The following is a 26,266-nucleotide window of genomic DNA, read 5'->3' as shown; positions in this document are numbered from 1 at the left end:
CAATAATGAGTCTGCGAGGCCTTCCGTGATCCAGTTTTTACTTAACCAGGAACTCCGTAGCGAGCACGCCCTGGACCCCAACCTCACCGTGCTCAACTATCTTCGCGAGCATGTGGGTAAACCCGGTACCAAGGAAGGCTGCGCCAGCGGCGACTGCGGCGCGTGCACCGTGGTGGTCGGCGAGTTGCACACCGACCCTCAGGGCGTTGAGCAGATCCGTTATCGCAGCCTCAATTCCTGCCTGACATTTGTCTCGTCGCTGCACGGCAAACAACTGATCAGCGTCGAAGACCTCAAGCACCAGGGCCAACTGCACAGCGTGCAACAGGCCATGGTGGAGTGCCACGGTTCGCAATGCGGCTTTTGCACCCCAGGTTTTGTGATGTCGCTGTTCGCCCTGCAAAAGAACAGCGACGCTCCCGACAGCCAAAAAGCTCACGAAGCCCTGGCCGGCAACCTGTGCCGCTGCACCGGTTATCGGCCGATCCTCGCCGCCGCCGAACAGGCCTGCTGCAATAAACCGGTGGACCAGTTCGACAGCCGCCAGGCCGAGACCATCGCCCGCCTCAAAGCCATCGCGCCGACCCAAACCGGTGAACTCAACAGCGGCGACAAACGCTGCCTGGTGCCACTCACCGTTGCCGACCTGGCCGACCTCTACGATGCCTACCCCCAAGCCCGCCTGCTGGCCGGCGGCACCGACCTGGCCCTGGAAGTCACCCAGTTCCACCGCACCCTGCCGGTGATGATCTATGTCGGCAATATTGAAGAGATGAAGCGCATCGAGCGCTTCGACGACCGCCTGGAAATCGGCGCCGCCACGGCCCTCTCCGACTGCTACACCGCGCTGCACCACGAATACCCGGATTTCGGCGACCTGCTGCACCGCTTCGCCTCCCTGCAAATCCGCAACCAAGGCACCCTCGGCGGCAATATCGGCAACGCTTCACCGATTGGCGATTCGCCGCCGCTGCTGATAGCCCTCGGCGCGCAGATCGTGCTGTGCAAAGGCAACGTGCGCCGTACGTTGGCGCTGGAAGACTACTTCATCGACTACCGTGTGACGGCGCGCCAGGACAGCGAGTTCATCGAGAAAATTATCGTTCCTAAAGGCCACGCGTTGTTCCGTGCCTACAAGGTTTCCAAGCGCCTGGACGATGATATTTCCGCCGTCTGCGCTGCATTCAATCTGAAGATCGACAACGGTGTGATCAGTGAGGCCCGCGTCGCCTTTGGCGGCATGGCCGCCACGCCAAAACGCGCGAAAAGCTGCGAAGCCATGTTGGTCGGCGCCACCTGGAACGCCGCCACCGTCGAGAAAGCCTGCGCCGCCCTGGCCGAGGATTTCACCCCGCTGTCGGACTTCCGCGCCAGTAAGGAATACCGCCTGCTCAGCGCGCAGAACCTGCTGCGCAAATACTTCATCGAACTGCAAACGCCGCACATCGAGACTCGGGTGACCGCTTATGTCTAACCATCACGCCGTGGAAAAAACCCAGGCCGAACTGGCCGCGCTGTTTGCCCAGGACCTGACCTCCGGGGTCGGCCGCAGCGTCAAGCATGACAGTGCCGCCAAGCACGTATCCGGTGAAGCGCAGTACATCGATGACCGCCTGGAATTCCCCAACCAGTTGCACCTGTATGCGCGCATGTCCGACCGCGCCCACGCCCGGATCATCAGCATCGACACCGCGCCCTGCTATGCCTTTGACGGCGTGCGCATCGTCATCACCCATGAAGACGTGCCGGGCCTCAAGGACATCGGCCCGCTCATGCCCGGCGACCCGTTGCTGGCCATCGATACGGTGCAGTTCGTCGGCCAGGTCGTTTTGGCCGTGGCTGCCCGCGACCTGGACACCGCACGCAAGGCCGCGATGGCCGCGGTGATCGAATACGAAGACCTGGAGCCCGTGCTGGATGTGGTCGAGGCATTTCGCAACAAGCATTTCGTACTCGACAGTCACACCCACCAACGGGGCGATTCGGCGGGCGCGCTGGCCACGGCGAAAAACCGTATCCAGGGCACGCTGCATATCGGCGGCCAGGAACACTTCTACCTGGAAACCCAGATCTCATCGGTGATGCCCACCGAAGACGGCGGCATGATCGTCTACTGCTCCACGCAGAACCCCACCGAAGTGCAGAAGCTGGTGGCCGAAGTGCTGGACGTGTCGATGAACAAGATCGTCGTCGATATGCGCCGCATGGGCGGCGGTTTTGGCGGTAAGGAAACCCAGGCCGCCAGCCCGGCGTGCCTGTGCGCGGTGGTGGCGCGCCTCACCGGCCAACCGACCAAGATGCGCCTGCCGCGCGTCGAAGACATGCTGATGACCGGCAAACGCCACCCCTTCTATATCGAATACGATGTGGGCTTCGACGACAGCGGTCGTCTGCACGGGATCAATCTGGAGCTGGCCGGTAACTGCGGCTGCTCGCCGGACCTGTCCAACTCGATCGTCGACCGCGCGATGTTCCATGCCGACAACTCTTATTACCTGGGCGATGCCACGGTGAACGGCCATCGCTGCAAGACCAACACCGCGTCCAACACCGCCTATCGCGGCTTCGGTGGCCCGCAAGGCATGGTCGCCATCGAGGAAGTGATGGACGCCATCGCCCGTCATTTGGCTCTGGACCCGCTGGCGGTGCGCAAGGCCAATTACTACGGCAAGACCGAGCGCAACGTCACCCACTACTACCAGACCGTCGAGCACAACATGCTCGAAGAGATGACCGCCGAACTTGAAGCCAGCAGCCAATACGCCGAGCGCCGCGAAGCGGTTCGCCTGTACAACGCCCACAGCCCGATCCTGAAAAAAGGCCTGGCGCTGACGCCGGTCAAGTTCGGTATCTCGTTCACGGCGAGCTTCCTGAACCAGGCGGGCGCGCTGATCCATATCTACACCGACGGCAGCATCCACCTGAACCACGGCGGCACCGAGATGGGCCAGGGCTTGAACACCAAGGTCGCGCAAGTGGTGGCCGAAGTGTTCCAGGTGGACATCGACCGCGTGCAGATCACCGCCACCAACACCGACAAGGTACCCAACACCTCGCCGACCGCTGCCTCCAGCGGTGCGGACCTGAACGGCAAAGCCGCGCAGAATGCCGCCGAAACCATCAAGCAACGCCTGGTAGAATTCGCCGCGCGCAAGTACGACGTGAGCGAAGCGGATGTGGAATTCCACAACGGCCATGTGCGCGTGCGCGACCAGATCCTGACCTTCGAGGCGTTGATCCAGCAGGCGTATTTCGCCCAGGTCTCGCTGTCGAGTACCGGCTTCTACAAGACCCCGAAAATCTTCTACGACCGCAGCCAGGCGCGCGGTCGGCCGTTCTATTACTTCGCGTTTGGCGCTGCCTGCTGCGAAGTGATCGTCGACACCCTGACCGGCGAATACAAGATGCTGCGCACCGACATCCTTCACGATGTGGGCGCCTCACTGAACCCGGCCATCGACATCGGCCAGGTGGAAGGCGGCTTTATCCAAGGCATGGGCTGGCTGACCATGGAAGAGTTGGTGTGGAACAACAAGGGCAAGCTAGAGACCTGCGGCCCGGCCAGCTACAAGATCCCGGCGGTGGCCGACATGCCTTTGGATTTGCGCGTGAAGCTGGTGGAAAACCGTAAGAACCCGGAAGACACGGTGTTCCATTCCAAGGCCGTGGGCGAGCCACCGTTCATGCTCGGGATAGCCTCGTGGTGCGCGATCAAGGATGCGGTGGCGAGCCTGGGTGATTATCGCCATCAGCCGAAGATTGATGCGCCGGCGACACCGGAGCGGGTGTTGTGGGGGTGTGAGCAGATGCGCAAGGTGCAGACGGCGACAGCTGTCGAGACTGAAACTGAAATGGCTTCGCTCTAGACCGAGGCGCTGCCATCGGGGACAAGCCCCCTCCCACATTTGAAGGTATTCACAGATCAAAATGTGGGAGTGGGGCTTGCCCCCGATGACGGCCTGACAGACACCACAAGAGGTGACTATGAACAACTGGATCAGCGCCCTCGCCGACCTGCAAAACCAAGGCGAACCCTGTGTACTGGTGACCATCATCGAAGAGCTCGGCTCCACGCCGCGCAATGCCGGTTCAAAGATGGTGATCAGCGCCGCGCAGACCTTCGACACCATCGGCGGCGGGCACCTTGAGTACAAAGCGATGCAGATCGCCCGCGATATGCTCATGCGTGGCCAGCAGAACACCCACCTGGAGCGCTTCAGCCTCGGCGCGAGCCTGGGCCAGTGCTGCGGTGGCGTCACCGTGTTGCTGTTCGAACCCATGGGCCAGGTCCAGGCGCAGATCGCCGTATTTGGCGCCGGCCATGTCGGCCGCGCGCTGGTGCCGTTGCTGGCGACCCTGCCGTGCCGGGTGCGCTGGATCGATTCGCGCGAGCAGGAGTTTCCGGATCATATCCCCCACGGCGTGCGTAAAATCGTCAGCGAAGAGCCGGTGGACGAAATCGCCGACCTGCCGGTGGGCAGTTACTGCATCGTCATGACCCACAATCACGCGCTGGATCTGGAACTGACCGCCGCCCTGCTCAAGCGCAATGACTTTGCCTACTTCGGCCTGATCGGCTCCAAGACCAAACGCGTCAAGTTCGAACATCGCCTGCGCGATCGCGGCTTCGACGCCGCGCAGTTGCAACGCATGCGCTGCCCCATGGGCCTCACCGAGGTGAAGGGCAAGTTGCCGGTGGAGATCGCCATCTCCATCGCCGGCGAAATCATCGCCACCTATAACGCCAATTTCGGCCAGCACACCGCGAGCGCCGAACCCATTGCCAAATTGCTCCCGGCCTCGCGCCGCAGCCAAGCAATTCCTTCTTTTGCCAAGAATTGAGATCACCATGCCTTTGACTCGCAAAGCCTACCGTGCCGCCATCCTGCACAGCATCGCCGACCCCGCCATCGTTGGGATCGAAGCCTCCTACGAGTATTTCGAAGACGGCTTGCTGGTGATCGAAAACGGCCGGATCAGCGCCGTTGGCCATGCTGGCGACCTGCTGCCGACCTTGCCTGCCGACATCGACATCACCCACTACCAGGATGCGCTGATCACCCCGGGCCTGATCGACACCCATATCCACCTGCCGCAAACCGGCATGGTCGGCGCGTATGGCGAGCAGTTGCTGGACTGGCTCAACACCTACACCTTCCCGTGCGAAAGCCAGTTCGCCGACAAGGCCCATGCCGAAGAAGTCGCAGACATTTTTATCAAGGAACTGCTGCGCAACGGCACCACCACCGCACTGGTGTTCGGCAGCGTGCATCCGCAGTCGGTGAATGCTTTTTTTGAAGCGGCGGAAAAACTCGACCTGCGTATGATCGCAGGCAAGGTGATGATGGACCGCAACGCCCCGGATTACCTCACCGACACCGCCGAATCCGGCTACCGGGAAAGCAAGGCGCTGATTGAACGCTGGCACGGCAAGGGTCGCCTGCACTATGCGGTCACACCGCGTTTTGCGCCGACCAGCACGCCGGAGCAATTGGCGCTGGCCGGGCAACTGTTGGGCGAGTACCCGGACTTGTACATGCAGACGCACATCAGTGAGAACAAGCAGGAAGTCGAGTGGGTAAAGGCACTATTCCCCGAGCGAAACGGCTATCTGGACGTGTACGACCACTACAAGCTGCTGGGCGAGCGTTCGGTGTTTGCCCACGGCGTGCACCTGTGTGATGACGAATGCGCGCGGTTGGCGGAGACGGGGTCGGCGGTGGCGTTCTGTCCGACCTCAAACCTCTTCCTCGGCAGCGGCCTGTTCAACCTGCCGATGGCCGAGAAACACACACTCAACGTTGGCCTGGGCACCGATGTGGGCGGCGGCACCAGCTTCTCACTGCTGCAAACCCTCAACGAAGCCTACAAAGTCATGCAATTGCAGGGCGCGCGGTTGAGCCCGTTCAAGTCGCTGTACCTGGCCACCCTCGGTGGTGCGCGGGCGCTGCGCCTGGAAGACAAGATCGGCACGTTGCAGCCGGGCACCGATGCAGACTTCCTGGTGCTGGATTACAACGCCACGCCCCTGCTGAGCTATCGCTTGAAGCAGGCCAATAACATTGCCGAGACGTTGTTTGTGTTGATGACGCTGGGGGATGATCGGACGGTGTTGCAGACCTATGCGGCAGGCCAACTCGTGCACCAACGCTGATCTCAACCGCCACACAAAACCAAATGTGGGAGGGGGCTTGCTCCCGATGGCAGCGGTTCAGTTAGTAATGTGTTAACTGATCCACCGCTATCGGGAGCAATCCCCCTCCCACATTTTGTCCCGGGTGAGCCGGGGAAATTACAGCTTTATCGAGGAACGCCCCGGCTTCTTGGTCTGCAACAGATGCGAGAACACCGCATGCAAATCATCCGACGCACTTTCCTCGTCGAGGTTGAGCTTGCTGTCGATGTGATCCATGTGATGCATCATCAAATTCACCGCCAGCGCCGCGTCCCGTGCTTCGATCGCATCGATCAGCTGTGTATGTTCATCGTAAGAGCAGTGCGAGCGGTTGCCGCTTTCATATTGGGCGATGATCAACGAAGTCTGGGACACCAGGCTGCGCTGGAAGCTGATCAGCGGCGCGTTTTTCGCTGCCTCGGCCAGCTTGAGGTGGAATTCGCCGGAGAGGCGGATGCCGGCACCGCGATCGCCTCGGGAGAAGCTGTCGCGCTCGTCGTTGACCATCTGGCGCAGTTCGGCCAGTTGCTCGGCGGTGGCATGCTGCACTGCCAGCTCGGTGATCGCTCGCTCTACCAGCCGCCGGGCCAGGAACACCTGGCGCGCTTCTTCCACGCTTGGGCTCGCCACCACCGCGCCACGATTGGGCCGCAGCAACACCACGCCTTCATGGGCCAGGCGCGACAGGGCGCGGCGAATGATGGTGCGGCTCACGCCGAAGATTTCGCCCAGTGCCTCTTCGCTCAATTTGGTACCGGGTGCCAGGCGCTGCTCGAGGATCGCCTCGAAGATATGCGCATAGACGATATCGTCCTGGGTTCCGCTGCGACCGGCCTTACCGGCTCGCGGTTGTTTCTTGAGAGGTTGCAACTGTTCGTTCATGGGCACTCGGGTCGGGAGAACGGCGGCGAATTAACGGTAATACGGCAAATTCAAGGTAATACGGCAACACTGGGTCGCTGGCAAGTACCACCTAAAAACACGGCACATTGTACACAACCCACTGCGCCAACACACTGTACGGCTGTTTGCGGTGCCGTCTGTATTGCAATGAGTCGTTACGTTTGAGTTTAGGCTTGAATCTGCGCCGCCACCGGCAAAAAACCAGGTAAAAGGAACACCTCTCCATGACCGACGCCACCCAAGCGCCTTTGCGCCCGCTGGCCGACACTTCTGCCTCCGCCGTCGTCGCCGGCTTTATCGCCATGATGACCGGCTACACCAGTTCCCTGGTCCTGATGTTCCAGGCCGGCCAGGCTGCCGGCTTGACCACGGCGCAGATTTCTTCGTGGATCTGGGCGATTTCCATCGGCATGGCGGTGTGCAGCATCGGCCTGTCCCTGCGCTATCGCACGCCGATCACCATTGCCTGGTCCACCCCTGGCGCGGCGCTGTTGATCACCAGCCTGGGCGGTGTGAGTTATGGCGAGGCCATCGGTGCCTATATCACCTGCGCGGTGCTGGTGACGCTCTGCGGGCTCACCGGCAGCTTTGAAAAACTGGTCAAGCGTATCCCTGCGTCGTTGGCGGCAGCGTTGCTGGCGGGGATCCTGTTCAAGATCGGCAGCGAGATTTTCGTTGCCGCGCAGCATCGCACCGGCCTGGTACTGGGGATGTTTTTCACCTACCTGATCATCAAGCGCCTGTCGCCACGCTATGCGGTGCTGGCCGCGCTGGTGATCGGCACCCTGTTGTCGGGGCTGATGGGCTTGCTGGACTTCAGCGGCTTCCACCTGGAAGTGGCGACGCCGGTGTGGACGACGCCGCACTTCTCGCTGGCGGCGACCATCAGCATCGGGATTCCGCTGTTCGTGGTGGCGATGACCTCGCAGAACATGCCCGGCGTCGCCGTACTGCGGGCCGATGGCTATAACGTGCCGGCCTCGCCGCTGATCACCACCACCGGCCTGGCCTCGCTGGTGCTGGCGCCGTTCGGCTCCCACGGCATTAACCTGGCGGCGATCAGCGCAGCGATCTGCACCGGGCCCCATGCCCATGAAGACCGCAACAAACGCTACACCGCCGCCGTATGGTGCGGGGTGTTCTACGCCATCGCCGGGGTGTTCGGAGCGACGCTGGCTGCATTGTTCGCAGCCTTGCCCAAGGAGCTGGTACTGTCGATTGCGGCCTTGGCCTTGTTTGGCTCGATCATCAATGGCTTGAGCATCGCCATGAATGAGCCGAAGGAACGGGAAGCGGCGCTGATCACCTTTATGGTTACCGCGTCAGGCTTGACGTTGTTTTCCATCGGGTCGGCGTTCTGGGGGATTGTGGCGGGGGTGTTGACGCTGCTGATTCTGAACTGGCGCAAGGCATAAAAAAACGGCGACCCTCAGGTCGCCGTTTTTTTTAGTATCACTTGGCCGCGTTGATCGGCTTTTCCGGATACCACACGTCCAGCAGCGGGCTGACTTCAGCCTTGGTCAGCTCGGAACGGGTTTTCAGCCAGGCTTCGACGGCAGCACGCTGCTCTTCGGAGACCGAGCCACGCTTCTGCAGGCAAACCAGACCGTAGTCATCGCCGCCAACATAGCCCAGACCATTGGCTTCCATGGCTTCTTTGATGAACGCTTCGAGGAAAGCGTCGATAGCTTCTTCACTCAGGCCTTCTTTGAAGTCCAGGTTCAGTTCGAAACCCAGCTCTTGAAATTCATCAACGCACAGTTTTTTGCGCAGACGCTGGGAACGGTTAGTCGCCATTGGAACAATCCTCATAAGTAATAACGGGCGGCACTTTAGCAGTTTAAGACGACGATTGCCCGACTCTCTGGGACAGGCGGCACTTTGCTGTTAAAAAAACGCCGATTACCAGCTATCGTTCAGCTACAAGTGCGTTCACCTTGGGGCATAATGCCGACACTTTCATGACCATTGAGGGAATTTTCCTATTTACCCCTCGCCTTTTTCACCCTCCTCAGCAGTAGGGTTTTACTTCTTATGATCAAATCTTTGCGTCCATTGCTACTCGCCGGTTTTCTCCTGCCACTGGCCTTTTCCACCTCCGCTGCCCCGATCAATAACACCCTGCCGCCGAACGTCCAGCAGGCACTTGCCAAAGCCAAGCTGCAAAACACCGCGCTGTCCCTGGTGATGATCCCCCTGAACGGCCCCGGCACCCCCACGGTTTTCAACGCCGACGTCTCGGTGAACCCGGCCTCGACCATGAAGCTGGTCACCACCTATGCGGCTCTGGAAATGCTCGGCCCCAACCACCAGTGGAAAACCGAGTTCTACACCGACGGCACCCTCAGCGGTGGCGTGTTGCACGGCAACCTGTACCTCAAGGGAGGCGGCGACCCCAAGCTGAATATGGAAAAACTCTGGCTGCTTATGCGCGACCTGCGGGCCAATGGCGTACAGCAAGTCACTGGCGACCTGGTGCTGGACCGCAGTTTCTTCAACCAACCGCAGTTGCCGGAATTCAATGATGACGGCAACGACGAGAACAAACCGTTCCTGGTCAAGCCCGACGCCCTGCTGGTCAACCTCAAGGCCCTGCGCTTTGTGACCCGTAACGATTCGGGCCGCGTGCTCGTCTCGGTCGAGCCGCCGATTGCCAGCATCCGCATCGACAACCAGGTCAAGGCCTCCAACGCCAAGCAGTGCACCGGCGACGTACGCTACAACCCGGTCACAGGCGCCGATGGCAGTATGACGGTCACCGTCAGCGGCCAACTGGCCGATGGCTGCAGCTCGCAGACCTACTTGTCGCTGCTGGACCACGCCACTTACACCGCGGGTGCGGTGCGGGCGATCTGGCAGGAACTGGGCGGCAGCATCCAGGGCCGTGACATCCAGGCGCCGGTGCCCAAGGATGCCAAGGTGCTGGCCCGCGCGTTTTCGCCGGACCTGGCGGAAATCATCCGCGACATCAACAAATACAGTAACAACACCATGGCTCAGCAGTTGTTCCTGAGCCTGGGTGCACAGTTCCGCAACGATGCCGACGGCGACGATGCCAAGGCCGCGCAACGTGTGGTGCGCCAGTGGCTGGCGAAGAAAGGCATCACCGCGCCACACCTGGTGATGGAGAACGGTTCGGGCCTGTCCCGTGCCGAACGGGTCAGCGCCCGCGAGATGGCCGCCATGCTGCAAGCCGCCTGGAAAAGCCCCTACGCTGCGGAATACATCAGCTCGATGCCGATCGCCGGCACCGACGGCACCATGCGCAAACGCCTGAAGACCACCGCCATGCGCGGCGAAGCCCACGTCAAGACCGGTACGTTGAACACTGTGCGTGCCATTGCCGGGTTCAGCCGCGACAACAACGGCAACACTTGGGCGGTGGTGGCGATCCTCAACGACCCGAAGCCGTGGGGCGCTTCGTCGGTGCTGGACCAGGTGCTGCTGGATCTGTACCGCCAACCGAAGCTGGCGGCGCCTTCACCGGTGCTATAGGACACTATGGGAGGGGGCTTGCCCCGATGGCGATGAAGCAGTCACAGCCAGGTTGACTGACACTGCGCCATCGGGAGCCCTCCTCCCACATACCTTTCAAGCTCATACCCTCTCCGGCTCCACCCGGTCCCTGCCCGCCTGCTTGGCCAAATACACCGCCGAGTCGGCACGCAATAACAGCCCATCGATGCCTTCATCCACCCGCCAACTGGCCACCCCAAAGCTGGCGGTGACGATGCCCACCGGCTCCATCGGCAGGCTGCGCAGCGATTGCCACAACTCCATGGCCAGGCCATATGCCTGCTCGCCGCCGGTGTTGGGGCACAGCACCATAAACTCCTCTCCCCCCAAGCGGCAGAATACATCGGTGCGGCGCAGACGCTGACCGATGCGCTTGCACAACTCCTGTAACACCCCGTCGCCGACTGCATGCCCGTGCTGGTCGTTTATACGCTTGAAGTGATCGATATCGAGCATGATCACCGACAGCGTCCCCGAGGTCCGGTTGAGCCTGGCCATCTCGACCCTGAGGCGATCCTGGAAATAGCGGCGGTTGTGAATGCCGGTCAGGGAATCGGTAATGGACAGCGCCCGCAGTTCTTCTTCTACCCGCTTGAGATCGGAAATATCCGACACGTAGCCATGCCACAGCGTACCGCCCCCCGGTAATTCTTCCGGCGTGGCCTCGCCACGAATCCAGCGCAGGCCACGTTGCGGCAACAGCACCCGATACTCTTCGCGCCAATGGCTCAACTGCAACGCCGACAAACGAATCGACGCCCGTACCCGCTCCGCATCCAGCGGATGGATCCGTTCGAAGACCTTCGTCGCATCTCGTTGCAACGCGTTGACCTCGATTTCATAGATGTCGCGCATACCATCGCTGGCGTAGATGAAACGCCAGTTGCCCTGGGGCTCAAGGGTGAATTGGAAGATACCGCCGGGCACGTGGGCACTGAGTTTCTTGAGCAGGCGGTCCCGTGCCGACAGGGCCTCGTAGGCGCGTTTCTGCTCGGTAACATCCAGGTAAATGGCCAGGTGACCGATCCACAGACCATGGTCATCCAGCAATACGGTGGCCAACATGTTCACGATCAACTGGCTGCCATCCTGGCGGACCAAGGTCCACTCCCGGGCTTCGTGCAGGTTGTCGGGGCTTTCAACCAGCATGGCCTGGCTCGCAGGGATACGCTTGCCCAGGGTCACGCTCAGGCTGGCCGAGCGTGCCTCCAGCTCGACCGCCAAGTGCAGGCTTTCCAGGGTCAGCCTGCCCACCACCTGCTCGGCCGGGAACCCCAGCATCTGCTCGGCACCGGCGTTGAAAGTATTGATGACACCCCGCAGGTCAGTGGCGATGATCGCCACTTGGGTAGCGGCATTCAGCACACTGCGCAACTGGCCGTGGGCACCGCGCAGTTCCTGCTCACGCAAACGCAACTGCACAGTGCGTTGCTCCACCAGTTTCAACGCGCGCTGGCGTTGGCTTACCAACACATAGAGCAAGGCGCTGAGCAGCAGGCTGAGCAGGCCACCCATGGTCAGGATCGTGGACAGCGAGGAATGATTGGTCTGCTCGAATACCTGGCTCGGGCGCAGGCTCAGGGCGTACACATGGTCGCCCAGGGTCAGGCGGCGCGCGCCAGCGAGGTCGCTGTTGGCCACGGCATTGCCGGACTCGAAGAGCACACGCGATTGCAGGTCGGAGGTGTCGACGATCTGCATCACCAGGTTGTCCCGCTCCGCTTTGGGCAATCCATCGGCGACCAGTTGGCGCATGCTGATCACCGCCATCACATAACCGTAGGGCTCATTTTTGGACAGCTCGGACGTGGGTAGGTGACTCACCGGCGCGACCAGTAATACACCCATGGCATAAGCCGGCTCGACCCCCACCAGTTGCATCGGTTGGGACACCGCCAGCTTGCCGCTCTTTTGCGCACGTTCAAGGGCCGAGCGTCGCAAGGGCTGGGCCAGCAGGTCAAAGCCCAGGGGTGTGCCCAGCAGGCTTTGGGTCTGGCTGTAGAGCACCGGCACGTATTCATCACGCTCGGGCGCAGGGGTCAGTCCTCCGGCGCTATTTAACTCACGGATGACGAAGGGCACCCCACGCTGGCGGGATACTTCTTGCTCAAACTGTCTGCGCTGTTCGCGAAACACGCGGGGCGCCCAGGAGTAGGCACGGGCGCGCAATAACAACGGCTGGGCAAACCCATCGAACTCTTCGCGGGACACGTCATCGGAATTGACGAAGAACCGCCGCAGGCTGTTCAGGCGTTGCTCCTGATCCTCGAAGCGTTCCTGCAAGCGGGTGTAACGCTCGTTGACTAGCAACTGAAAGCGCTGGCGCACCTGTTGCTGATAGAGGTCGGAGGCGGCCCAGGCGATGACTGCCGTCAGCGCGAAACCTGCCAATAACACCACCAATGCCACCAGCCAAGCCGACGCCTGCTCACTGATAAAGCCTAGGATTTTCGGGCGAACGGCTTGCAACGGCATAGGCAGCACTCACAACGCCAGCCTGCGGGAGGTGTCACTTTGGCTAGGCCTTAAGTTATAGCTATCGGCCCAGGGTTTGACCAGCGTAAAAAAGCCGCAAGCCCGGAATAATCCAGGCTTGCGGCTTTTTCTTAGCGCCGATCAGCGAGCCATGATTTTCCATGCCCGGTGGATCTTCGCATTACGCGCAAAGTCCGGATCGATGGTCTTGTCGCTGATTTCCTCGACCGCATAGCGTTCGCTGAGGTTGTCCTCCAGCTGGAACTTGCGGAAGTTGTTCGAGAAATACAGCACGCCGCCCGGTGCCAGGCGCGCCATGGCCAGGTCGAGCAACTGCACGTGGTCGCGCTGGACGTCGAAGATGCCTTCCATGCGCTTGGAGTTGGAGAAGGTCGGCGGGTCGATGAAGATCATGTCGAACTCATCGCGGCTGGCGTCCAGCCAGGCCATCACGTCACCCTGCTCCAGGCGGTTCTTGTCGGAGAAACCGTTGAGGGAGAAGTTGCGGCGGGCCCAGTCCAGGTAGGTCTTGGACAGGTCGACACTGGTGGTGCTGCGCGCGCCGCCCTTGGCTGCGTGCACACTGGCGGTGGCGGTGTAGCAATACAGGTTGAGGAAACGCTTGCCGGCCGCTTCCTTCTGAATACGCATGCGCATCGGACGGTGATCGAGAAACAGACCGGTGTCCAGGTAGTCGGTGAGGTTGACCAGCAGCTTGACGCCGCCTTCGCTGACCTCGGTGAACTTGCCCTGGGCACTCTGGCGCTCGTACTGCTTGGTACCGCTCTGGCGCTCGCGACGCTTGACCACCACGCGGCTCTTGTCGATGTTCAGTGCCTGGGGAATGGCGGCCAGGGCATCGAACATGCGGGCCGAGGCTTTTTCCGGATCAATGGATTTGGGCGCGGCGTATTCCTGCACGTGAACCCAATCGTGGTACAGGTCGATGGCCATGGAGTATTCGGGCATATCGGCGTCGTACACGCGATAGCAATCCACGCCTTCACGCTTGGCCCACTTGCCCAGCAGCTTGAGGTTCTTTTGCAGGCGGTTGGCGAACATCTGCCCGCCTTCGCTCAGGCGTGCCTGCTCGACCACAGGGGCCGGAGTTGGCTTGATCGGGTTGCCGTTCTTGTTGTACTGGCGCTCTTGTGGCTCGACCGGGGCTTGGTCGTAAACGGCCTGCTCACGTTCAGCCTGGCGCTGTTCCGGGGTACGACGCTCGCCGGTGACGAACTGATCCGGGTTGACCTTGATCAGCAGCAATTTGCACGGCAATGCGCCGTTCCAGAACGAATACTGCTTGTGGCTGCGGATGCCCATGCGCTTGCCCAGGTCCGGCGCGCCGGTGAACACCGCCGCTTCCCAGCCCATGCACGCCTGGCGCAAACGCTCGCCAAGGTTCTGGTAGAGATACAACAGGCTGGCTTCGTCACCCAAACGCTCGCCGTAGGGCGGGTTGCAGATCACCAAGCCTTTCTGGTTCTGGTCCGGGCGCGGCTCGAAGGTGCCCACTTCGCCCTGGTACACCTTGATCCAATGGCTCAGACCGGCGCGCTCAATGTTGTTGCGTGCAGGCTGGATCAGGCGCGGGTCGGCTTCATAGCCACGCACCCACAACGGCGGCTTGTTCATGCCGATGGCTGCGCGTTCAGTGGCCTCGGTGTGCAGCTTCTTCCACAACGCCGGGACGTGACCCAGCCAGGTGGTGAAGCCCCACAATTCGCGATTCAGGTTGGGCGCCATGTCGGCGGCGATCATCGCGCCTTCCACCAGGAAGGTACCTACGCCGCACATCGGGTCAGTCAGCGCGCCGCCTTCGGCAGCAATGCGCGGCCAGCCGGCACGAATCAGGATCGCCGCCGCCAGGTTTTCCTTCAACGGCGCGGCGCCCTGCTGCAGGCGGTAGCCGCGCTGGTGCAGGCTGTGGCCGGACAGGTCGAGGGACAGGATGGCTTCGCCACGGTCCAGGCGCAGGTGGATGCGCAGGTCCGGGTTAATCTTGTCGATGGACGGGCGTTCGCCGCTCGGGGTGCGCAGCTTGTCGACGATCGCATCCTTGACCTTTAGCGCGCCGAAGTGGGTGTTGTCGATGCCTGAGCCGTGACCGCTGAATTCCACCGCCAGGGTACCGTCAGAGACCATGTGATCGGCCCATTCAATATCCAGCACGCCGTGGTAGAGGTCTTCGGCGTCCTTCATGGGAAAGCGCTTGAGCACCAGCAACACACGGTTGGCCAGGCGCGACCAGAGGCACAGGCGATAGGCGGTTTCCATGTCGGCCATACCGCGCACGGCCGAAGTGTGCTCGCGGGCTTCCTCAAGGCCAAGCCCGACGGCTTCCTCGATCAGCAGGCCTTCGAGGCCCTTGGGGCAGGTGAGGAAGAGTTCAAAACGGTCCGACATGGGGCATTCCAGGCTTTTCAGCAATAAATGAACGGGCGACGCATCGCCGGCTCGGTTTTCAAGCAAGCACTTTTCTTGAAGAGTGCTCGCGTGGCACGAATGTGCCGTTCCACCCCGTCAGACGGGCACTGGGGCCTTTATTGACAGGGCAGGGAGAGAATTTGACGCAACAAAAAGAAATATTCCGACCCTTCGTCGAATAATAACCGACTGCAACCAGTGGGCATTCTCACTAAAGGTTTAAACCCATCCTCTTTGCAGGGTGCATCATAGCTGGCTTTGCCCAACAAATGGGGCGAAAAGCCATCCCAGCTTATGGCTATAGCATCGTTATCGTTACGTGCTTATGACAAAACGATCATTGAATCCATGTGACCTATTGGTTAGAACTCAACACAGGTTGGCGCCGTAACGACGCCGACACCTAGGCTCGCCACGCCGGCAGCGAGCCCACCAACGGCAGAAAAACTCTGCCCGGCCTCAGACGAGGCCGAAGGATATCAAGACAGTCAACAAGTGAGGGAAACACCCTATGAGAAGACTTAAGCGTGATCCGTTGGAAAGAGCATTTTTACGCGGATATCAATATGGCGTTCATGGCAAATCCCGTGAGCTTTGCCCATTTACTCTACCGTCGGTACGCCAAGCCTGGATCAACGGCTGGCGAGAAGGACGCGGCGACAACTGGGACGGTATGACTGGCACTGCGGGCATCCACAGACTCAACGAACTTCACGCCGTCGGCTAATCAAGGGCATTAATTCCGACACCACCACGAATATGTAACGACTTAACCACGCACGCCCTATCCAGGCGGCGGGCTTCGGCCCAGGGGGCTCCTTTATGGAGCCCTTTTTATTGTGATGGTCCTTTTATTGTGGTGAGCGGGCTTGCCTCGCGTAGGGCTGCGAAGCAGCCCCAATAAGATCCACTCAGTCTTTCAGATAGAAATGCGCTGCCTGGTTTCAGGGCCGCTGCGCAGCCCCACGCGGGGCAAGCCCGCTGGCCGCAATCGCATCCACCGACTGGCGAATCAACGCCGGGCCTTTGTAAATAAAACCCGAGTACAACTGCACCAGGCTGGCACCCGCAGCGATCTTCTCGGCTGCATGCTTGCCTTCGGTGATGCCGCCCACCGCGATGATCGGCAAACGTCCGGCCAGCTCAGCGGCCAGCACCTTGACGATATGGGTGCTCTTGTCCCGCACCGGCGCGCCCGACAGGCCACCCGCTTCATCGCCATGGGCCAAGCCTTCGACGCCGACACGGCTGAGGGTGGTGTTGGTCGCAATCACCGCGTCCATGCCCGAATCCACCAGGGCCTGGGCCACCAGCACGGTTTCTTCGTCGCTCATGTCCGGGGCAATCTTGATTGCCAGCGGCACGCGCTTGCCATGGCGCGCGGCCAGGTCTTCCTGGCGCTGGCGCAGGGCTTCGAGCAATTGCTTGAGCGAATCGCCGAACTGCAGGCTGCGCAGGCCCGGGGTGTTGGGGGAACTGACGTTGACGGTGACATAACTGGCGTGGGTGTAGACCTTGTCCAAGCAGATCAGGTAGTCATCCACCGCACGCTCGACCGGGGTGTCGAAATTCTTGCCAATGTTGATGCCCAGGATGCCCGTGTACTTCGCGGCCTCGACACGCGAAAGCAGGTGATCGACGCCCAGGTTGTTGAAACCCATGCGATTGATGATCGCCTCGGCTTCCGGCAGGCGGAAGATCCGTGGCTTGGGGTTACCCGGCTGCGGGCGCGGCGTCACGGTGCCGATCTCCACAAAACCGAAACCCAGTTGCGCGAAGCCATCGATGGCCGCGCCGTTCTTGTCCAAGCCGGCGGCCAATCCGACCGGGTTGGGAAAGTCGAGCCCCATCACTGACACCGGCATTTTTGCCGGTGCCTTGCATACCAGGCCATTGAGCCCCAGGCGGCCACCGGCGCCGATCAGGTCCAGGGACAGATCGTGGGAGGTTTCCGGGGAAAGTTTGAACAACAGCTGGCGGGCCAGGGTATACATGGGCGGGCTAGACTCGGATGGCGGCGAAAGGTGGCCGCGATTATAGCCGGGGTGACGGGGTACACGCGAGGCGAGCCGCCCAAACGTCAGTAGCGCTGCTGTACCAGGGTCTCATAACGTGCCCAGATTTTTTCTGCATAGCGCATGCGCAACGCGTCGCGCTGAGGGCCGGAGCCGGGCCCGACATTGTAGGAACCCACAGCCGTCCAGTTGTAGCCAAAACGCTGGATAAACTCGGCGAGTATGGAGGCCCCGACTTCCACCGACAGACAGGGTTCACTCAACAGCCTTTCCTCGGTGATACCCAGCTTGAGCAGGCGAGGCAAATGGATACTGTTGATCTGCATCAGGCCGATATCCCGTGTGCCATTACCGTTCGCGTAGTTCATCGCATCCGGGCGAAAATCCGACTCCACGGCGGCGATAGCCTGTAGCAATTCCGGCTCGATATCGTAGCGATGGGCGGTTTCCTCCCAGCAATAGGCCAGTGCCTGGTTGCCGCTCGTCACCAGGCCAAGCAACAGCAACCTGCGCCAGAACTCAGCCATGACTGACTTGGCCACAGGCCGAACACACATACTGCACGGTATCCATAGGCCCGTGCCCATGCTGCTCAGCCTTCACCGGGCATGTAAAGCGATACCCCCGACCATAGATGGTCTTGATAAACCCCTTGTCAGCGCCAAGATGCTTTCGCAGCGAGTAAATGCAACGGGTCAGCGACTCCTCGGCGACCTCCCCCTGGGGCCAGGCCAACTCCAGCAAACGGTCCTTGCTCATCAGCACACCGCCAGAGACCAGCAGCAGCCGCAAAACATGCAGCTCCTTGGGTGGCAACTGGACATCGCTGCCGTCGCCGGTCAGGCGACCGTCGCCATGCAGCGTCCACTGGGAAAAGAGCAGGGAAGTCGCCGTCAATTCATCATTCACGACGGCCATATCTACCTCGACATCCGACTACTGACATTGAAGTCCTTATTTTCCAGTACTGGCTCTTTCGCCCACATCACGACTATAAAAAACCGCCTTGCAGCCCACGCTAGGAAAAAACCCATACAACCAACGCTTTTTAGCCACCCCCTGTAAGACTCTTCACCCACACACACCAGACGCTCCCCTCTTATAGACCTCGTGCAACTCAACCCCCAACCGGTCCTCCAGTTGCACCAACTCGCCCAATGCGAGCAACCGGCCATTAACCCGAACCTCCACGCAGTGGATAATGCCTGGCGACAATGGCAGCACCTTCCCAGGAGCAAAGGCTGCCAGGCGCCTGCGGCTGATTAGTTGTTCCTGTAGAAGAATTTCCAAATGCATGGGTCAACACCTTATTCACGGAGAGCTATCGCGACCCGGGCGTACAAACGCTCGTTGCACGCGCTCGTATTGCGCCGCACTCAACGGTGGTGCGCCGACGCCTGTCGCCAACGTTTTCAACTCGCTCCCCACGGCCCGGGCCTGAATCACAAACAGGCGAACCTTGGCCGGGCCAGTTGAATCGGCGCTGCGTCCCGACTCATGTGCCTCACGGCTGAACGCTCCCAGCCAAAGGCGCTTGCCCTGCGGCACCCTTACCACACTGCTGGCACTCACCCGCCCGACCGCTGTCGGTTTACCACGCCGCCCCGCCTGGCTCAGTTGTCGATCATCCTCGACATGGAGAAGCATCTCGATCTGATTCGCTTCGGCAAAACGCGGCAGCACGCTGACCTGGGAGCCATATTGCACGGGCTTCCAATCAGCATGGTCAGCTCCGGGAGCCGGCAGGTAGAAGGTATGGTTATCCTGAAACACGGCCGGCACATTCTCCTGGGTGAGAATTACCGGCAACGTCATCACCCTTGCTCGCCGCCGGCGCTCCAGCGTGGCTATTTGCGCCATCAAGCGGTAATCGTCCATCGGCTCCAGAATTCGCGTGGCCTGGGCCTTCGCGTCCTTGTCCCAGTCAAAGCCCAGCTTTTTCAGTTCATCACGGTCCACGTCCACCATCCACAGCGAGACTTCGATAGAACGCTTGGGTGTGTCCAACTCCGCCACCAGGCGTTCGATGAGAGCCAGTTGCGCAGGCTTGCCCTTGATCAGCAGGCTGTTGGTATCCGGATAGGCGATCACTACCAGGCTCTTGTCGGCCAGCGCTCCCTTCTGTTCAGAACCCAACAGGGTGTCGATCGTCGATGCGATGCCCGGCACCGTGACCTTTTCGTCGCCCATGGCATACCCTCGGTCTGCCACATGGGTGTTGAGTACCTGAACGACAGCAAACGCCTGGTTACCTACGTGCAATTCAGCCCGCTCGCGATCCATCAACTGGGCCAGACGCAAGACCTGGTCGACATAATGGGGTGGCCCGGACACATGGAATGTCCGCGTCCCGCTCACGCGCAGGGGGTAACGTGTTTCATCAAGTCCCGAGCGGCGCATGAAGCCACGAAACCTGTCGACCGATATATGCCGCAACACCACCGCCAGGCTTTTTGCCTCGCTGACGGCGTAGAGGTAGAGCGCCTGCCCATCGCTGTACCAGATCAAGCCGTATTGCTGTGAAAGCGTCTCCAAGGCGTGTTGCGGCGTATCGAGGTCAATGACATCGCTGATGCGTATGCGCGCCACTTCACTGCTCACGACGATGGGCAGGCCCATAGGCACGGACAAGGCGGTAAAAACGGTGTGCAGGCTCTCGTCCTGCGCCTGGTAGGTTTCGCCCTGGGCATCGACACTTCCCAGCATCAGCGCAGTAAACAGCAGCCAGAGACAGGGAGTCGTTACGGAAAAGTGAGCGTACACCTTGGATTTCCTGGGCGGCCTGGCAGTAAGAAGCGGCCATACTGAGAGGCAGCCGATTTTCAATCTTGATGGAAAGTTGACGGCCGGCGGCGCCCATCGGCCCGTGGCATGTGCCTTGCTATGGACTCTGTATCAGAGCGCGCACCAACGGCGGAGCGGGCTTACGGACAAAGGCGTCGTTACCCGCAATGGCCTTGCATCGCCATCTGAGGGAACGACGCTTTTTTTTGAAAGAAAAGGTAGGTGTTGATGAACGATTCGGTTGGCAACAGCCCGATGAACGACCCGCTGGCCTGGGTCAACGGCAGTGATGCCCCGGAGAAGAGCAGCCTTGACCTGGGCTTCATGGCCTTGAGCGATTGCGCATCCCTGGTGGTGGCGGCGACCCAAGGCTTCGCACAGCCTTATGGCTTGACCTTGAACCTCAAGCGCCAACCTTCATGGGCCAACCTGCGGGACAAACTGGTCAGCGGCGAACTGGATGCCGCCCACAGCCTGTACGGGTTGGTGTACGCAGTGCACTTGGGCATTGGCGGCGTCGCGCCTACCGACATGGCAGTACTGATGGGGCTGAACCAGAACGGTCAAAGCATCAACCTGTCCCACAGCCTGCAACAGCAGGGAGTGATCACTCCTGAAGCACTGGACCGCCACGTGCACCAAAGCCGAACAAAACTGACTTTCGCTCAGACCTTTCCCACAGGCACTCACGCCATGTGGTTGTACTACTGGCTGGCGAGCCAAGGCATTCATCCGCTACAGGATGTGGACAGCGTCGTAGTACCGCCCCCGCAAATGGTCGCGCACCTGCAGGCCGGGCGTATCGATGGCTTTTGTGTCGGCGAGCCCTGGTGCGCCAGTGCCGTAAAGCAAAACCAGGGCTTTACCCTGGCGACCACCCAGGCGATCTGGCCGAACCATCCGGAAAAGGTGCTCGGCTGCACCCAGGCCTTTGTCGACCAGTATCCCAACACCGCCCGCGTGCTGGTGATGGCGATCCTGGAGGCCAGCCGCTTTATCGAGCAAAACACCGAAAACCGTCGCTCCACCGCACAATTGCTCAGCGGCCGCGAGTACCTCGATGCCCCGCTCGACTGCATCGAGCCTCGCTTGCTGGGCGCCTATGACGACGGCCTGGGCAACCAGTGGCAGGACCCCCATGCCCTGCGTTTTTTTGCCGATGGCGAGGTCAACTTGCCCTACCTCTCCGATGGCATGTGGTTCATGACCCAGTTTCGACGCTGGGGCCTGCTGCGCGAAGACCCTGATTACCTGGGCGTTGCTCGCCAAGTGCAACAGCTGGCGCTGTATCGTCAGGCAGCCGAGGCACTGGGCCTCGGCAACAACGGCCAGGACATGCGCAGCAGCCAACTGATCGACGGCAAAATCTGGGACGGCTCGGACCCCGCCGGCTACGCGCGCAGCTTCCGCCTGCATGCCATGGTCGATCCTACCAGCCGCCAAGCCTTGCGCTGACAGGAGGACATCCATGCTGCGAATCCTGTTAATCAACGACACCCCGCGCAAGGTCGGCCGCCTGCGCACGGCGCTGATCGAGGCCGGCTTCGAGGTGATCGACGAATCCGGCCTGACCATCGACCTGCCTGCGCGCGTCGAAACGGTGCGCCCGGACGTCATCCTGATCGATACCGAGTCACCGGGCCGCGACGTGATGGAGCAGGTGGTGCTGGTCAGCCGCGACCAACCCCGGCCCATTGTGATGTTTACCGACGAGCATGACCCCGACGTGATGCGCCAGGCGATCAAGTCCGGGGTCAGCGCCTACATCGTCGAAGGCATTCAGGCCCAGCGCCTGCAACCGATCCTCGATGTGGCCATGGCCCGCTTCGAGAGCGACCAGGCCTTGCGCGCCCAGCTCCAGGCGCGGGACCAGCAGTTGGCCGAGCGCAAGCGCATTGAGTTGGCCAAGGGCATGTTGATGAAAATGAAGGCCTGCAATGAGGAAGAGGCCTACACCCTGATGCGCCGCCAGGCCATGAGCCGCCAGCAGAAACTGATTCAGGTGGCGGAGCAGATTATCGCCATGAGCGAACTGCTCGGTTAAACATCCATAGCATGTGTTGGATAAGACGGTAACTACGGCCAGCATGTTGGCGCAGGACTTGCTAAGTAATCATCACAGGTAACCAACGGCGGTTGCCCCTTCACGACAAAGACGTCGCACACCCGGTTTGCCCTCGCGAACCCGGTGGCGGCGTTTTTTTGTTTTGGCCCCCGTAGCACGGGGCCGGTGGGGCGGCCTCAGCCGGCGGCTCCATCACCAGGCCTTCTTACAACACTCCCAACCGTTGAGGTGCGTGATGAAATCAAGCTTCTGGAAATCCGGGCACACCCCGACCCTGTTTGCCGCGTTCCTGTATTTCGACCTGAGCTTCATGGTCTGGTATTTGTTGGGCCCCCTGGCGGTGCAGATTGCCGCCGACCTGCACCTGACCACCCAGCAACGCGGCCTGATGGTGGCGACGCCGATCCTGGCCGGCGCGGTGCTGCGCTTTCTGATGGGCATGCTGGCGGACAAGCTGTCGCCCAAGACCGCCGGGCTGATCGGCCAGGTGATTGTGATCGTCGCATTGTTCGGCGCTTGGAAACTGGGGATTCACAGCTACGAACAAGCCTTGTTGCTGGGGCTGTTCCTCGGCATGGCCGGCGCATCCTTTGCGGTGGCGCTGCCGCTGGCATCCCAGTGGTACCCGGCCGAACACCAAGGCAAGGCCATGGGTATCGCCGGTGCCGGTAACTCGGGCACGGTGTTCGCTGCCCTGCTGGCCCCCGTGCTGGCGGCCGCATTTGGCTGGAGCAATGTGTTCGGCTTCGCGCTGATTCCGCTGATCCTGACGCTGATCGTCTTCGCCTGGCTGGCACGCAACGCACCCGAGCGGCCGAAAGCCAAGTCCATGGCCGACTACTTCAAGGCCCTGGGTGACCGCGACAGTTGGTGGTTCATGTTTTTCTACAGCGTGACCTTCGGCGGCTTTATCGGCCTGGCGAGTGCCCTGCCCGGCTATTTCAACGACCAATACGGCCTAAGCCCCATGACTGCCGGCTACTACACCGCTGCCTGCGTGTTCGGTGGCAGCCTGATGCGTCCACTTGGCGGCGCCCTGGCCGACCGTTTCGGCGGGATCCGCACCCTGCTGGGCATGTACAGCGTTGCGGCGATCTGCATTGCGGCAGTGGGTTTCAACCTGCCCAGCTCCTACGCGGCACTGGCGCTCTTCGTCTGCACCATGCTCGGTCTGGGTGCGGGCAATGGCGCCGTGTTCCAGTTGGTGCCACAGCGTTTCCGGCGTGAGATCGGCGTAATGACCGGCTTGATCGGCATGGCCGGCGGCATCGGCGGTTTCGCCCTGGCGGCGGGCATGGGCGCGATCAAGCAAAGCACCGGTAGCTATCAACTGGCCTTGTGGCTGTTCGCCAGCCTGGGCGTACTGGCCTGGTTCGGCCTGCATGGCGTCAAGCGTCGCTGGAGAACCACTTGGGGTTCGGCCGCAGTGACCGCTGCACGCGTCTGATGAGCCTGCAACTGAGCGTCGCCCATGCCAGCGCCATCGGCCCACGGGCGGAAAACCAGGATGCGCTGCGGGTTGTCACCCCCGCAGCGGAACTGGCGGCGAGCAAAGGTTACCTGTGCGCCATGGCCGACGGTGTGAGCCAGTGCGCCGACGGCGGCCTGGCCGCACGCTCGACTTTGCAGGCCCTGGCCCTGGATTACTACGCCACACCGCAAACCTGGGGCGTGGCGCAGGCATTGGAGCGCCTGCTGCTGGCGCAAAACCGCTGGTTGCAGGCCAATGGCGGCGGCCAGCCGTTGCTGACCACCCTCAGCGCCTTGGTCTTTCGCGGCCAGCGTTTCACCCTGGCCCATGTCGGCGATTGCCGGGCGTATCGCTGGCTGGACGGTGAGTTGCAGCGCATCAGCGAAGACCATGTGTGGGAACAGCCGGGCATGCAGCACGTGCTCAAGCGTGCCCTCGGCCTGGATCAACATCTGGTGCTGGATTTTCTCGACGGTCAATTGCGCGAAGGTGAGTGCTTCCTGCTGCTCAGCGACGGCGTATGGGCCACCCTGGGCGATCACAGCATCAGCGCGATCCTGCGCGAACAAGCCGACCTGGACCTGGCGGTAACTACGCTGGTCAATGCCGCACACCTGGCGGGCAGCCAGGACAATGCCAGCGCCTTGCTGGTGCGTGTCGACACGCTCGGCGCCGCTACGCTCGGCGATGCCTTGGTGCAACTGCAGCAGTGGCCCTTGCCACCGCTGCTGAAAACCGGGCAACACTTCGAAGGCTGGCAAGTGGACGCCGTGCTGGCGCAAAGCAGGCAATCATTGCTGTACCGGGTGCGCGATGCCCAACAGCAACCCTGGCTGCTGAAAACCCTGCCCCTAAGCCGCGACGACGACAGCGACGCCGGCCAGGCATTGCTCTCGGAAGAGTGGTTTCTGCGGCGGGTAGCCGGGCGCGCGTTTCCTGAAGTGCATGCGGCCAGCGGGCGCCAGCACTTGTACTACGTCATGCGTGAATACCCAGGGCAAACCCTGGCCGAGCTGTTTCAGCACCAGGGCCCATTGCCCCTCGCGCAATGGCAGTCCGTGGCCGAGCGTTTGCTGCGCGCAGTGGGCATGCTGCATCGACGGCAGATCCTGCACCGCGACATCAAGCCGGAAAACCTGCTGCTGGGGGATGACGGTGAATTGCGCGTGCTGGATTTCGGTCTGGCCTACTGTCCGGGTCTTTCGGAGGACCGAGCCCATGTGCTGCCTGGGACCCCGAGTTTTATCGCGCCCGAAGCGTTCAATGGTGACCGTCCCACAGCCCAACAGGATTTATACAGCGTTGGCGTCACCCTGTATTACCTGCTGACCGGGCACTATCCCTACGGGGAAATCGAAGCTTTCCAACGGCCTCGATTTGCCCAGGCTGTCAGCGCCAACCGCTATCGCTCGGACCTCCCGGATTGGCTGCCCCTGAGCCTCGAACGGGCTGTGGCCGCACAGCCGGCGCATCGCTACGAAACCGCCGAGGAATGGTTGCGGGTGCTGGAACAGGCTGACCGCCAGGAACTGAGCATCCGTCCCAGGCCTCTGCTGGAGCGCGAACCGTTGAAGGTGTGGCGCACCTTGGGCCTGGTCTCGATGCTGATCAATCTGATTCTTCTGTATTCACTCTTTCACAGCTGACGTCAGCTCTAGACGAGGAAAAACCCATGAACGCGAAAGTCTGGCTGGTGGGCGCGGGCCCTGGCGACCCGGAGTTGTTGACCCTCAAGGCTGTAAGGGCCATGCACGAAGCCGATGTGGTACTGATCGATGACTTGGTCAACCCGGCGGTGCTGGAGCATTGCGCCAAGGCGCGAGTGATCACGGTTGGCAAACGCGGCGGCTGCCGCTCGACCCCGCAGGACTTCATCCACCGCCTGATGCTGCGTTACGCCCGCCAAGGCAAATGCGTGGTGCGGCTAAAGGGGGGTGACCCATGCATTTTCGGGCGCGGTGGCGAAGAAGCCATGTGGCTGCGCGAACGCGGCGTCGAAGTAGAGTTGGTCAACGGGATTACCGCCGGGCTGGCGGGCGCAACGAATTGCGCGATTCCACTGACGTTGCGTGGCGTCAGCCGCGGTGTGACCCTGGTCACGGCCCATACCCAGGACGACAGCAGCCTTAATTGGCGCGCGCTGGCGGAAGGCGGGACGACATTGGTGGTGTATATGGGAGTGGCGAAGCTGGAGGAGATTCGCAAGCAATTGCTGGAAGGTGGGATGGCGGCAGATATGCCGGTGGCGATGATCGAGAATGCATCACTGCCCCAACAGCGCGAATGCCGCAGCCAGCTGTCGCGGATGCATGAAGACGCCCAGGCATTTGCCTTGAAGAGCCCCGCGATTCTGGTGATCGGCCATGTTGCAGCCACCGAGCAGACGGCTTACGTCGCTACCGCAGTCAGCGCCTGAGACAAACTCCAGGCGAAAA

General features: G+C 61.2%; 21 protein-coding genes. 12 read left to right on the top strand and 9 right to left on the bottom strand.

Annotation, left to right across the window (positions count from 1 at the left end; all coding sequences use genetic code 11):
* The first annotated feature begins 25 nt into the window (after positions 1 to 25).
* The 4 genes from xdhA to guaD all read left to right on the top strand — a co-directional run bounded on the left by xdhA (position 26) and on the right by guaD (position 6,154).
* The gene (xdhA, locus tag M2397_RS12440; protein WP_259243378.1) at positions 26 to 1,474 is read left to right on the top strand and encodes a xanthine dehydrogenase small subunit; all 1,449 of its coding nucleotides are present in this window, start codon (positions 26 to 28) and stop codon (positions 1,472 to 1,474) included.
* Positions 1,467 to 3,866 (top strand): xanthine dehydrogenase molybdopterin binding subunit, encoded by a 2,400-nt coding sequence (gene xdhB / locus M2397_RS12435; protein ID WP_145337019.1) that lies wholly within the window; start codon positions 1,467 to 1,469, stop codon positions 3,864 to 3,866. The genes xdhA and xdhB overlap by 8 nt, the downstream gene beginning before the upstream one ends.
* A 118-nt stretch (positions 3,867 to 3,984) precedes the next feature.
* Positions 3,985 to 4,842, top strand: a complete 858-nt coding sequence (gene xdhC / locus M2397_RS12430; RefSeq protein WP_259243375.1) for a xanthine dehydrogenase accessory protein XdhC — start codon at positions 3,985 to 3,987, stop codon at positions 4,840 to 4,842.
* A gap of 7 nt (positions 4,843 to 4,849) precedes the next feature.
* Positions 4,850 to 6,154 (top strand): guanine deaminase, encoded by a 1,305-nt coding sequence (gene guaD, locus M2397_RS12425; RefSeq protein ID WP_131699676.1) that lies wholly within the window; start codon positions 4,850 to 4,852, stop codon positions 6,152 to 6,154.
* Positions 6,155 to 6,292: 138 nt separating this feature from the next.
* On the opposite strand, the gene M2397_RS12420 is transcribed toward guaD, so the two are convergent.
* Complete coding sequence (locus tag M2397_RS12420) at positions 6,293 to 7,057, bottom strand: GntR family transcriptional regulator (RefSeq protein WP_015885332.1); 765 nt, start codon at positions 7,055 to 7,057, stop codon at positions 6,293 to 6,295.
* Positions 7,058 to 7,302: 245 nt separating this feature from the next.
* Here M2397_RS12420 and M2397_RS12415 point away from each other — a divergent pair, with 245 nt between their 5' ends.
* Entirely contained in the window at positions 7,303 to 8,493 is a 1,191-nt protein-coding gene (locus tag M2397_RS12415) for a benzoate/H(+) symporter BenE family transporter (RefSeq protein WP_131699677.1), read from the top strand.
* Between the two features lie 37 nt (positions 8,494 to 8,530).
* Here M2397_RS12415 and M2397_RS12410 read toward each other — a convergent pair whose 3' ends face one another.
* Complete coding sequence (locus M2397_RS12410) at positions 8,531 to 8,875, bottom strand: YggL family protein (RefSeq protein ID WP_010208515.1); 345 nt, start codon at positions 8,873 to 8,875, stop codon at positions 8,531 to 8,533.
* A 237-nt stretch (positions 8,876 to 9,112) separates the two neighbouring features.
* Between M2397_RS12410 and dacB the strand changes: the two genes are divergently transcribed.
* Positions 9,113 to 10,573, top strand: coding sequence for a D-alanyl-D-alanine carboxypeptidase/D-alanyl-D-alanine-endopeptidase (dacB, locus tag M2397_RS12405; RefSeq protein ID WP_131699678.1), 1,461 nt, complete (start codon positions 9,113 to 9,115; stop codon positions 10,571 to 10,573).
* A 102-nt stretch (positions 10,574 to 10,675) separates the two neighbouring features.
* Here the strand turns inward: dacB and M2397_RS12400 are convergent, their stop codons facing one another.
* Both M2397_RS12400 and rlmKL read right to left on the bottom strand, forming a co-directional pair.
* Positions 10,676 to 13,069 carry a diguanylate cyclase gene (locus tag M2397_RS12400; RefSeq protein WP_145337021.1) on the bottom strand — a complete coding sequence of 798 codons (2,394 nt, stop codon included), beginning with the start codon at positions 13,067 to 13,069 and terminating at the stop codon, positions 10,676 to 10,678.
* 141 nt (positions 13,070 to 13,210) lie between these two features.
* A complete protein-coding gene (gene rlmKL, locus M2397_RS12395; protein WP_259243362.1) occupies positions 13,211 to 15,475 on the bottom strand; it encodes a bifunctional 23S rRNA (guanine(2069)-N(7))-methyltransferase RlmK/23S rRNA (guanine(2445)-N(2))-methyltransferase RlmL in 2,265 nt (754 codons plus the stop codon).
* 532 nt (positions 15,476 to 16,007) lie between these two features.
* On the opposite strand from rlmKL, the gene rmf reads away from it, so the two are divergent.
* Positions 16,008 to 16,223 (top strand): ribosome modulation factor, encoded by a 216-nt coding sequence (gene rmf / locus M2397_RS12390; protein WP_002553055.1) that lies wholly within the window; start codon positions 16,008 to 16,010, stop codon positions 16,221 to 16,223.
* Positions 16,224 to 16,440: 217 nt separating this feature from the next.
* Here the strand turns inward: rmf and M2397_RS12385 are convergent, their stop codons facing one another.
* The 5 genes from M2397_RS12385 to sctC form a co-directional block, all read right to left on the bottom strand.
* Positions 16,441 to 17,490 carry a quinone-dependent dihydroorotate dehydrogenase gene (locus tag M2397_RS12385; protein WP_259243361.1) on the bottom strand — a complete coding sequence of 350 codons (1,050 nt, stop codon included), beginning with the start codon at positions 17,488 to 17,490 and terminating at the stop codon, positions 16,441 to 16,443.
* A gap of 86 nt (positions 17,491 to 17,576) precedes the next feature.
* Complete coding sequence (locus M2397_RS12380) at positions 17,577 to 18,038, bottom strand: transglycosylase SLT domain-containing protein (RefSeq protein WP_259243360.1); 462 nt, start codon at positions 18,036 to 18,038, stop codon at positions 17,577 to 17,579.
* Positions 18,031 to 18,429 carry a winged helix-turn-helix domain-containing protein gene (locus M2397_RS12375; protein ID WP_131699683.1) on the bottom strand — a complete coding sequence of 133 codons (399 nt, stop codon included), beginning with the start codon at positions 18,427 to 18,429 and terminating at the stop codon, positions 18,031 to 18,033. The genes M2397_RS12380 and M2397_RS12375 overlap by 8 nt, the downstream gene beginning before the upstream one ends.
* Before the next feature lie 153 nt (positions 18,430 to 18,582).
* Complete coding sequence (locus M2397_RS12370; RefSeq protein ID WP_131699684.1) at positions 18,583 to 18,807, bottom strand: FliM/FliN family flagellar motor switch protein; 225 nt, start codon at positions 18,805 to 18,807, stop codon at positions 18,583 to 18,585.
* A 15-nt stretch (positions 18,808 to 18,822) separates the two neighbouring features.
* Positions 18,823 to 20,217 (bottom strand): type III secretion system outer membrane ring subunit SctC, encoded by a 1,395-nt coding sequence (gene sctC / locus M2397_RS12365; protein WP_259243544.1) that lies wholly within the window; start codon positions 20,215 to 20,217, stop codon positions 18,823 to 18,825.
* 333 nt (positions 20,218 to 20,550) lie between these two features.
* Between sctC and M2397_RS12360 the strand changes: the two genes are divergently transcribed.
* The 5 genes from M2397_RS12360 (at position 20,551) to cobA (ending at position 26,247) form a co-directional block, all read left to right on the top strand.
* The gene (locus M2397_RS12360) at positions 20,551 to 21,750 is read left to right on the top strand and encodes a CmpA/NrtA family ABC transporter substrate-binding protein (RefSeq protein ID WP_167656091.1); all 1,200 of its coding nucleotides are present in this window, start codon (positions 20,551 to 20,553) and stop codon (positions 21,748 to 21,750) included.
* Between the two features lie 13 nt (positions 21,751 to 21,763).
* The gene (locus tag M2397_RS12355; protein ID WP_027603690.1) at positions 21,764 to 22,339 is read left to right on the top strand and encodes an ANTAR domain-containing response regulator; all 576 of its coding nucleotides are present in this window, start codon (positions 21,764 to 21,766) and stop codon (positions 22,337 to 22,339) included.
* A gap of 256 nt (positions 22,340 to 22,595) precedes the next feature.
* The gene (locus M2397_RS12350; protein ID WP_053132785.1) at positions 22,596 to 23,807 is read left to right on the top strand and encodes a NarK/NasA family nitrate transporter; all 1,212 of its coding nucleotides are present in this window, start codon (positions 22,596 to 22,598) and stop codon (positions 23,805 to 23,807) included.
* A complete protein-coding gene (locus M2397_RS12345; protein WP_184744150.1) occupies positions 23,807 to 25,477 on the top strand; it encodes a bifunctional protein-serine/threonine kinase/phosphatase in 1,671 nt (556 codons plus the stop codon). The genes M2397_RS12350 and M2397_RS12345 overlap by 1 nt, the downstream gene beginning before the upstream one ends.
* A 26-nt stretch (positions 25,478 to 25,503) precedes the next feature.
* Entirely contained in the window at positions 25,504 to 26,247 is a 744-nt protein-coding gene (gene cobA, locus M2397_RS12340) for a uroporphyrinogen-III C-methyltransferase (RefSeq protein ID WP_145337025.1), read from the top strand.
* Positions 26,248 to 26,266 lie beyond the last annotated feature (19 nt).

The sequence above is a fragment of the Pseudomonas sp. BIGb0381 genome (genome assembly GCF_024809815.1).
GTDB lineage: Bacteria > Pseudomonadota > Gammaproteobacteria > Pseudomonadales > Pseudomonadaceae > Aquipseudomonas.
The sequence above is the reverse complement of the archived record's forward strand: the minus strand, read 5'-3'. Positions and strand labels throughout refer to the sequence as shown.

Excerpts from the sequence above, each read along its gene's own strand:
- xdhB (WP_145337019.1), top strand. The coding sequence starts at position 1,467 with ATGTCTAACCATCACGCCGTGGAAAAAACCCAGGCCGAACTGGCCGCG.
- xdhC (WP_259243375.1), top strand. The coding sequence starts at position 3,985 with ATGAACAACTGGATCAGCGCCCTCGCCGACCTGCAAAACCAAGGCGAA.
- guaD (WP_131699676.1), top strand. The coding sequence starts at position 4,850 with ATGCCTTTGACTCGCAAAGCCTACCGTGCCGCCATCCTGCACAGCATC.
- M2397_RS12420 (WP_015885332.1), bottom strand. The coding sequence starts at position 7,057 with ATGAACGAACAGTTGCAACCTCTCAAGAAACAACCGCGAGCCGGTAAG.
- M2397_RS12415 (WP_131699677.1), top strand. The coding sequence starts at position 7,303 with ATGACCGACGCCACCCAAGCGCCTTTGCGCCCGCTGGCCGACACTTCT.
- M2397_RS12410 (WP_010208515.1), bottom strand. The coding sequence starts at position 8,875 with ATGGCGACTAACCGTTCCCAGCGTCTGCGCAAAAAACTGTGCGTTGAT.
- dacB (WP_131699678.1), top strand. The coding sequence starts at position 9,113 with ATGATCAAATCTTTGCGTCCATTGCTACTCGCCGGTTTTCTCCTGCCA.
- M2397_RS12400 (WP_145337021.1), bottom strand. The coding sequence starts at position 13,069 with ATGCCGTTGCAAGCCGTTCGCCCGAAAATCCTAGGCTTTATCAGTGAG.
- rlmKL (WP_259243362.1), bottom strand. The coding sequence starts at position 15,475 with ATGTCGGACCGTTTTGAACTCTTCCTCACCTGCCCCAAGGGCCTCGAA.
- rmf (WP_002553055.1), top strand. The coding sequence starts at position 16,008 with ATGAGAAGACTTAAGCGTGATCCGTTGGAAAGAGCATTTTTACGCGGA.
- M2397_RS12385 (WP_259243361.1), bottom strand. The coding sequence starts at position 17,490 with ATGTATACCCTGGCCCGCCAGCTGTTGTTCAAACTTTCCCCGGAAACC.
- M2397_RS12380 (WP_259243360.1), bottom strand. The coding sequence starts at position 18,038 with ATGGCTGAGTTCTGGCGCAGGTTGCTGTTGCTTGGCCTGGTGACGAGC.
- M2397_RS12375 (WP_131699683.1), bottom strand. The coding sequence starts at position 18,429 with ATGGCCGTCGTGAATGATGAATTGACGGCGACTTCCCTGCTCTTTTCC.
- M2397_RS12370 (WP_131699684.1), bottom strand. The coding sequence starts at position 18,807 with ATGCATTTGGAAATTCTTCTACAGGAACAACTAATCAGCCGCAGGCGC.
- sctC (WP_259243544.1), bottom strand. The coding sequence starts at position 20,217 with ATGCTGGGAAGTGTCGATGCCCAGGGCGAAACCTACCAGGCGCAGGAC.
- M2397_RS12360 (WP_167656091.1), top strand. The coding sequence starts at position 20,551 with ATGAACGACCCGCTGGCCTGGGTCAACGGCAGTGATGCCCCGGAGAAG.
- M2397_RS12355 (WP_027603690.1), top strand. The coding sequence starts at position 21,764 with ATGCTGCGAATCCTGTTAATCAACGACACCCCGCGCAAGGTCGGCCGC.
- M2397_RS12350 (WP_053132785.1), top strand. The coding sequence starts at position 22,596 with ATGAAATCAAGCTTCTGGAAATCCGGGCACACCCCGACCCTGTTTGCC.
- M2397_RS12345 (WP_184744150.1), top strand. The coding sequence starts at position 23,807 with ATGAGCCTGCAACTGAGCGTCGCCCATGCCAGCGCCATCGGCCCACGG.
- cobA (WP_145337025.1), top strand. The coding sequence starts at position 25,504 with ATGAACGCGAAAGTCTGGCTGGTGGGCGCGGGCCCTGGCGACCCGGAG.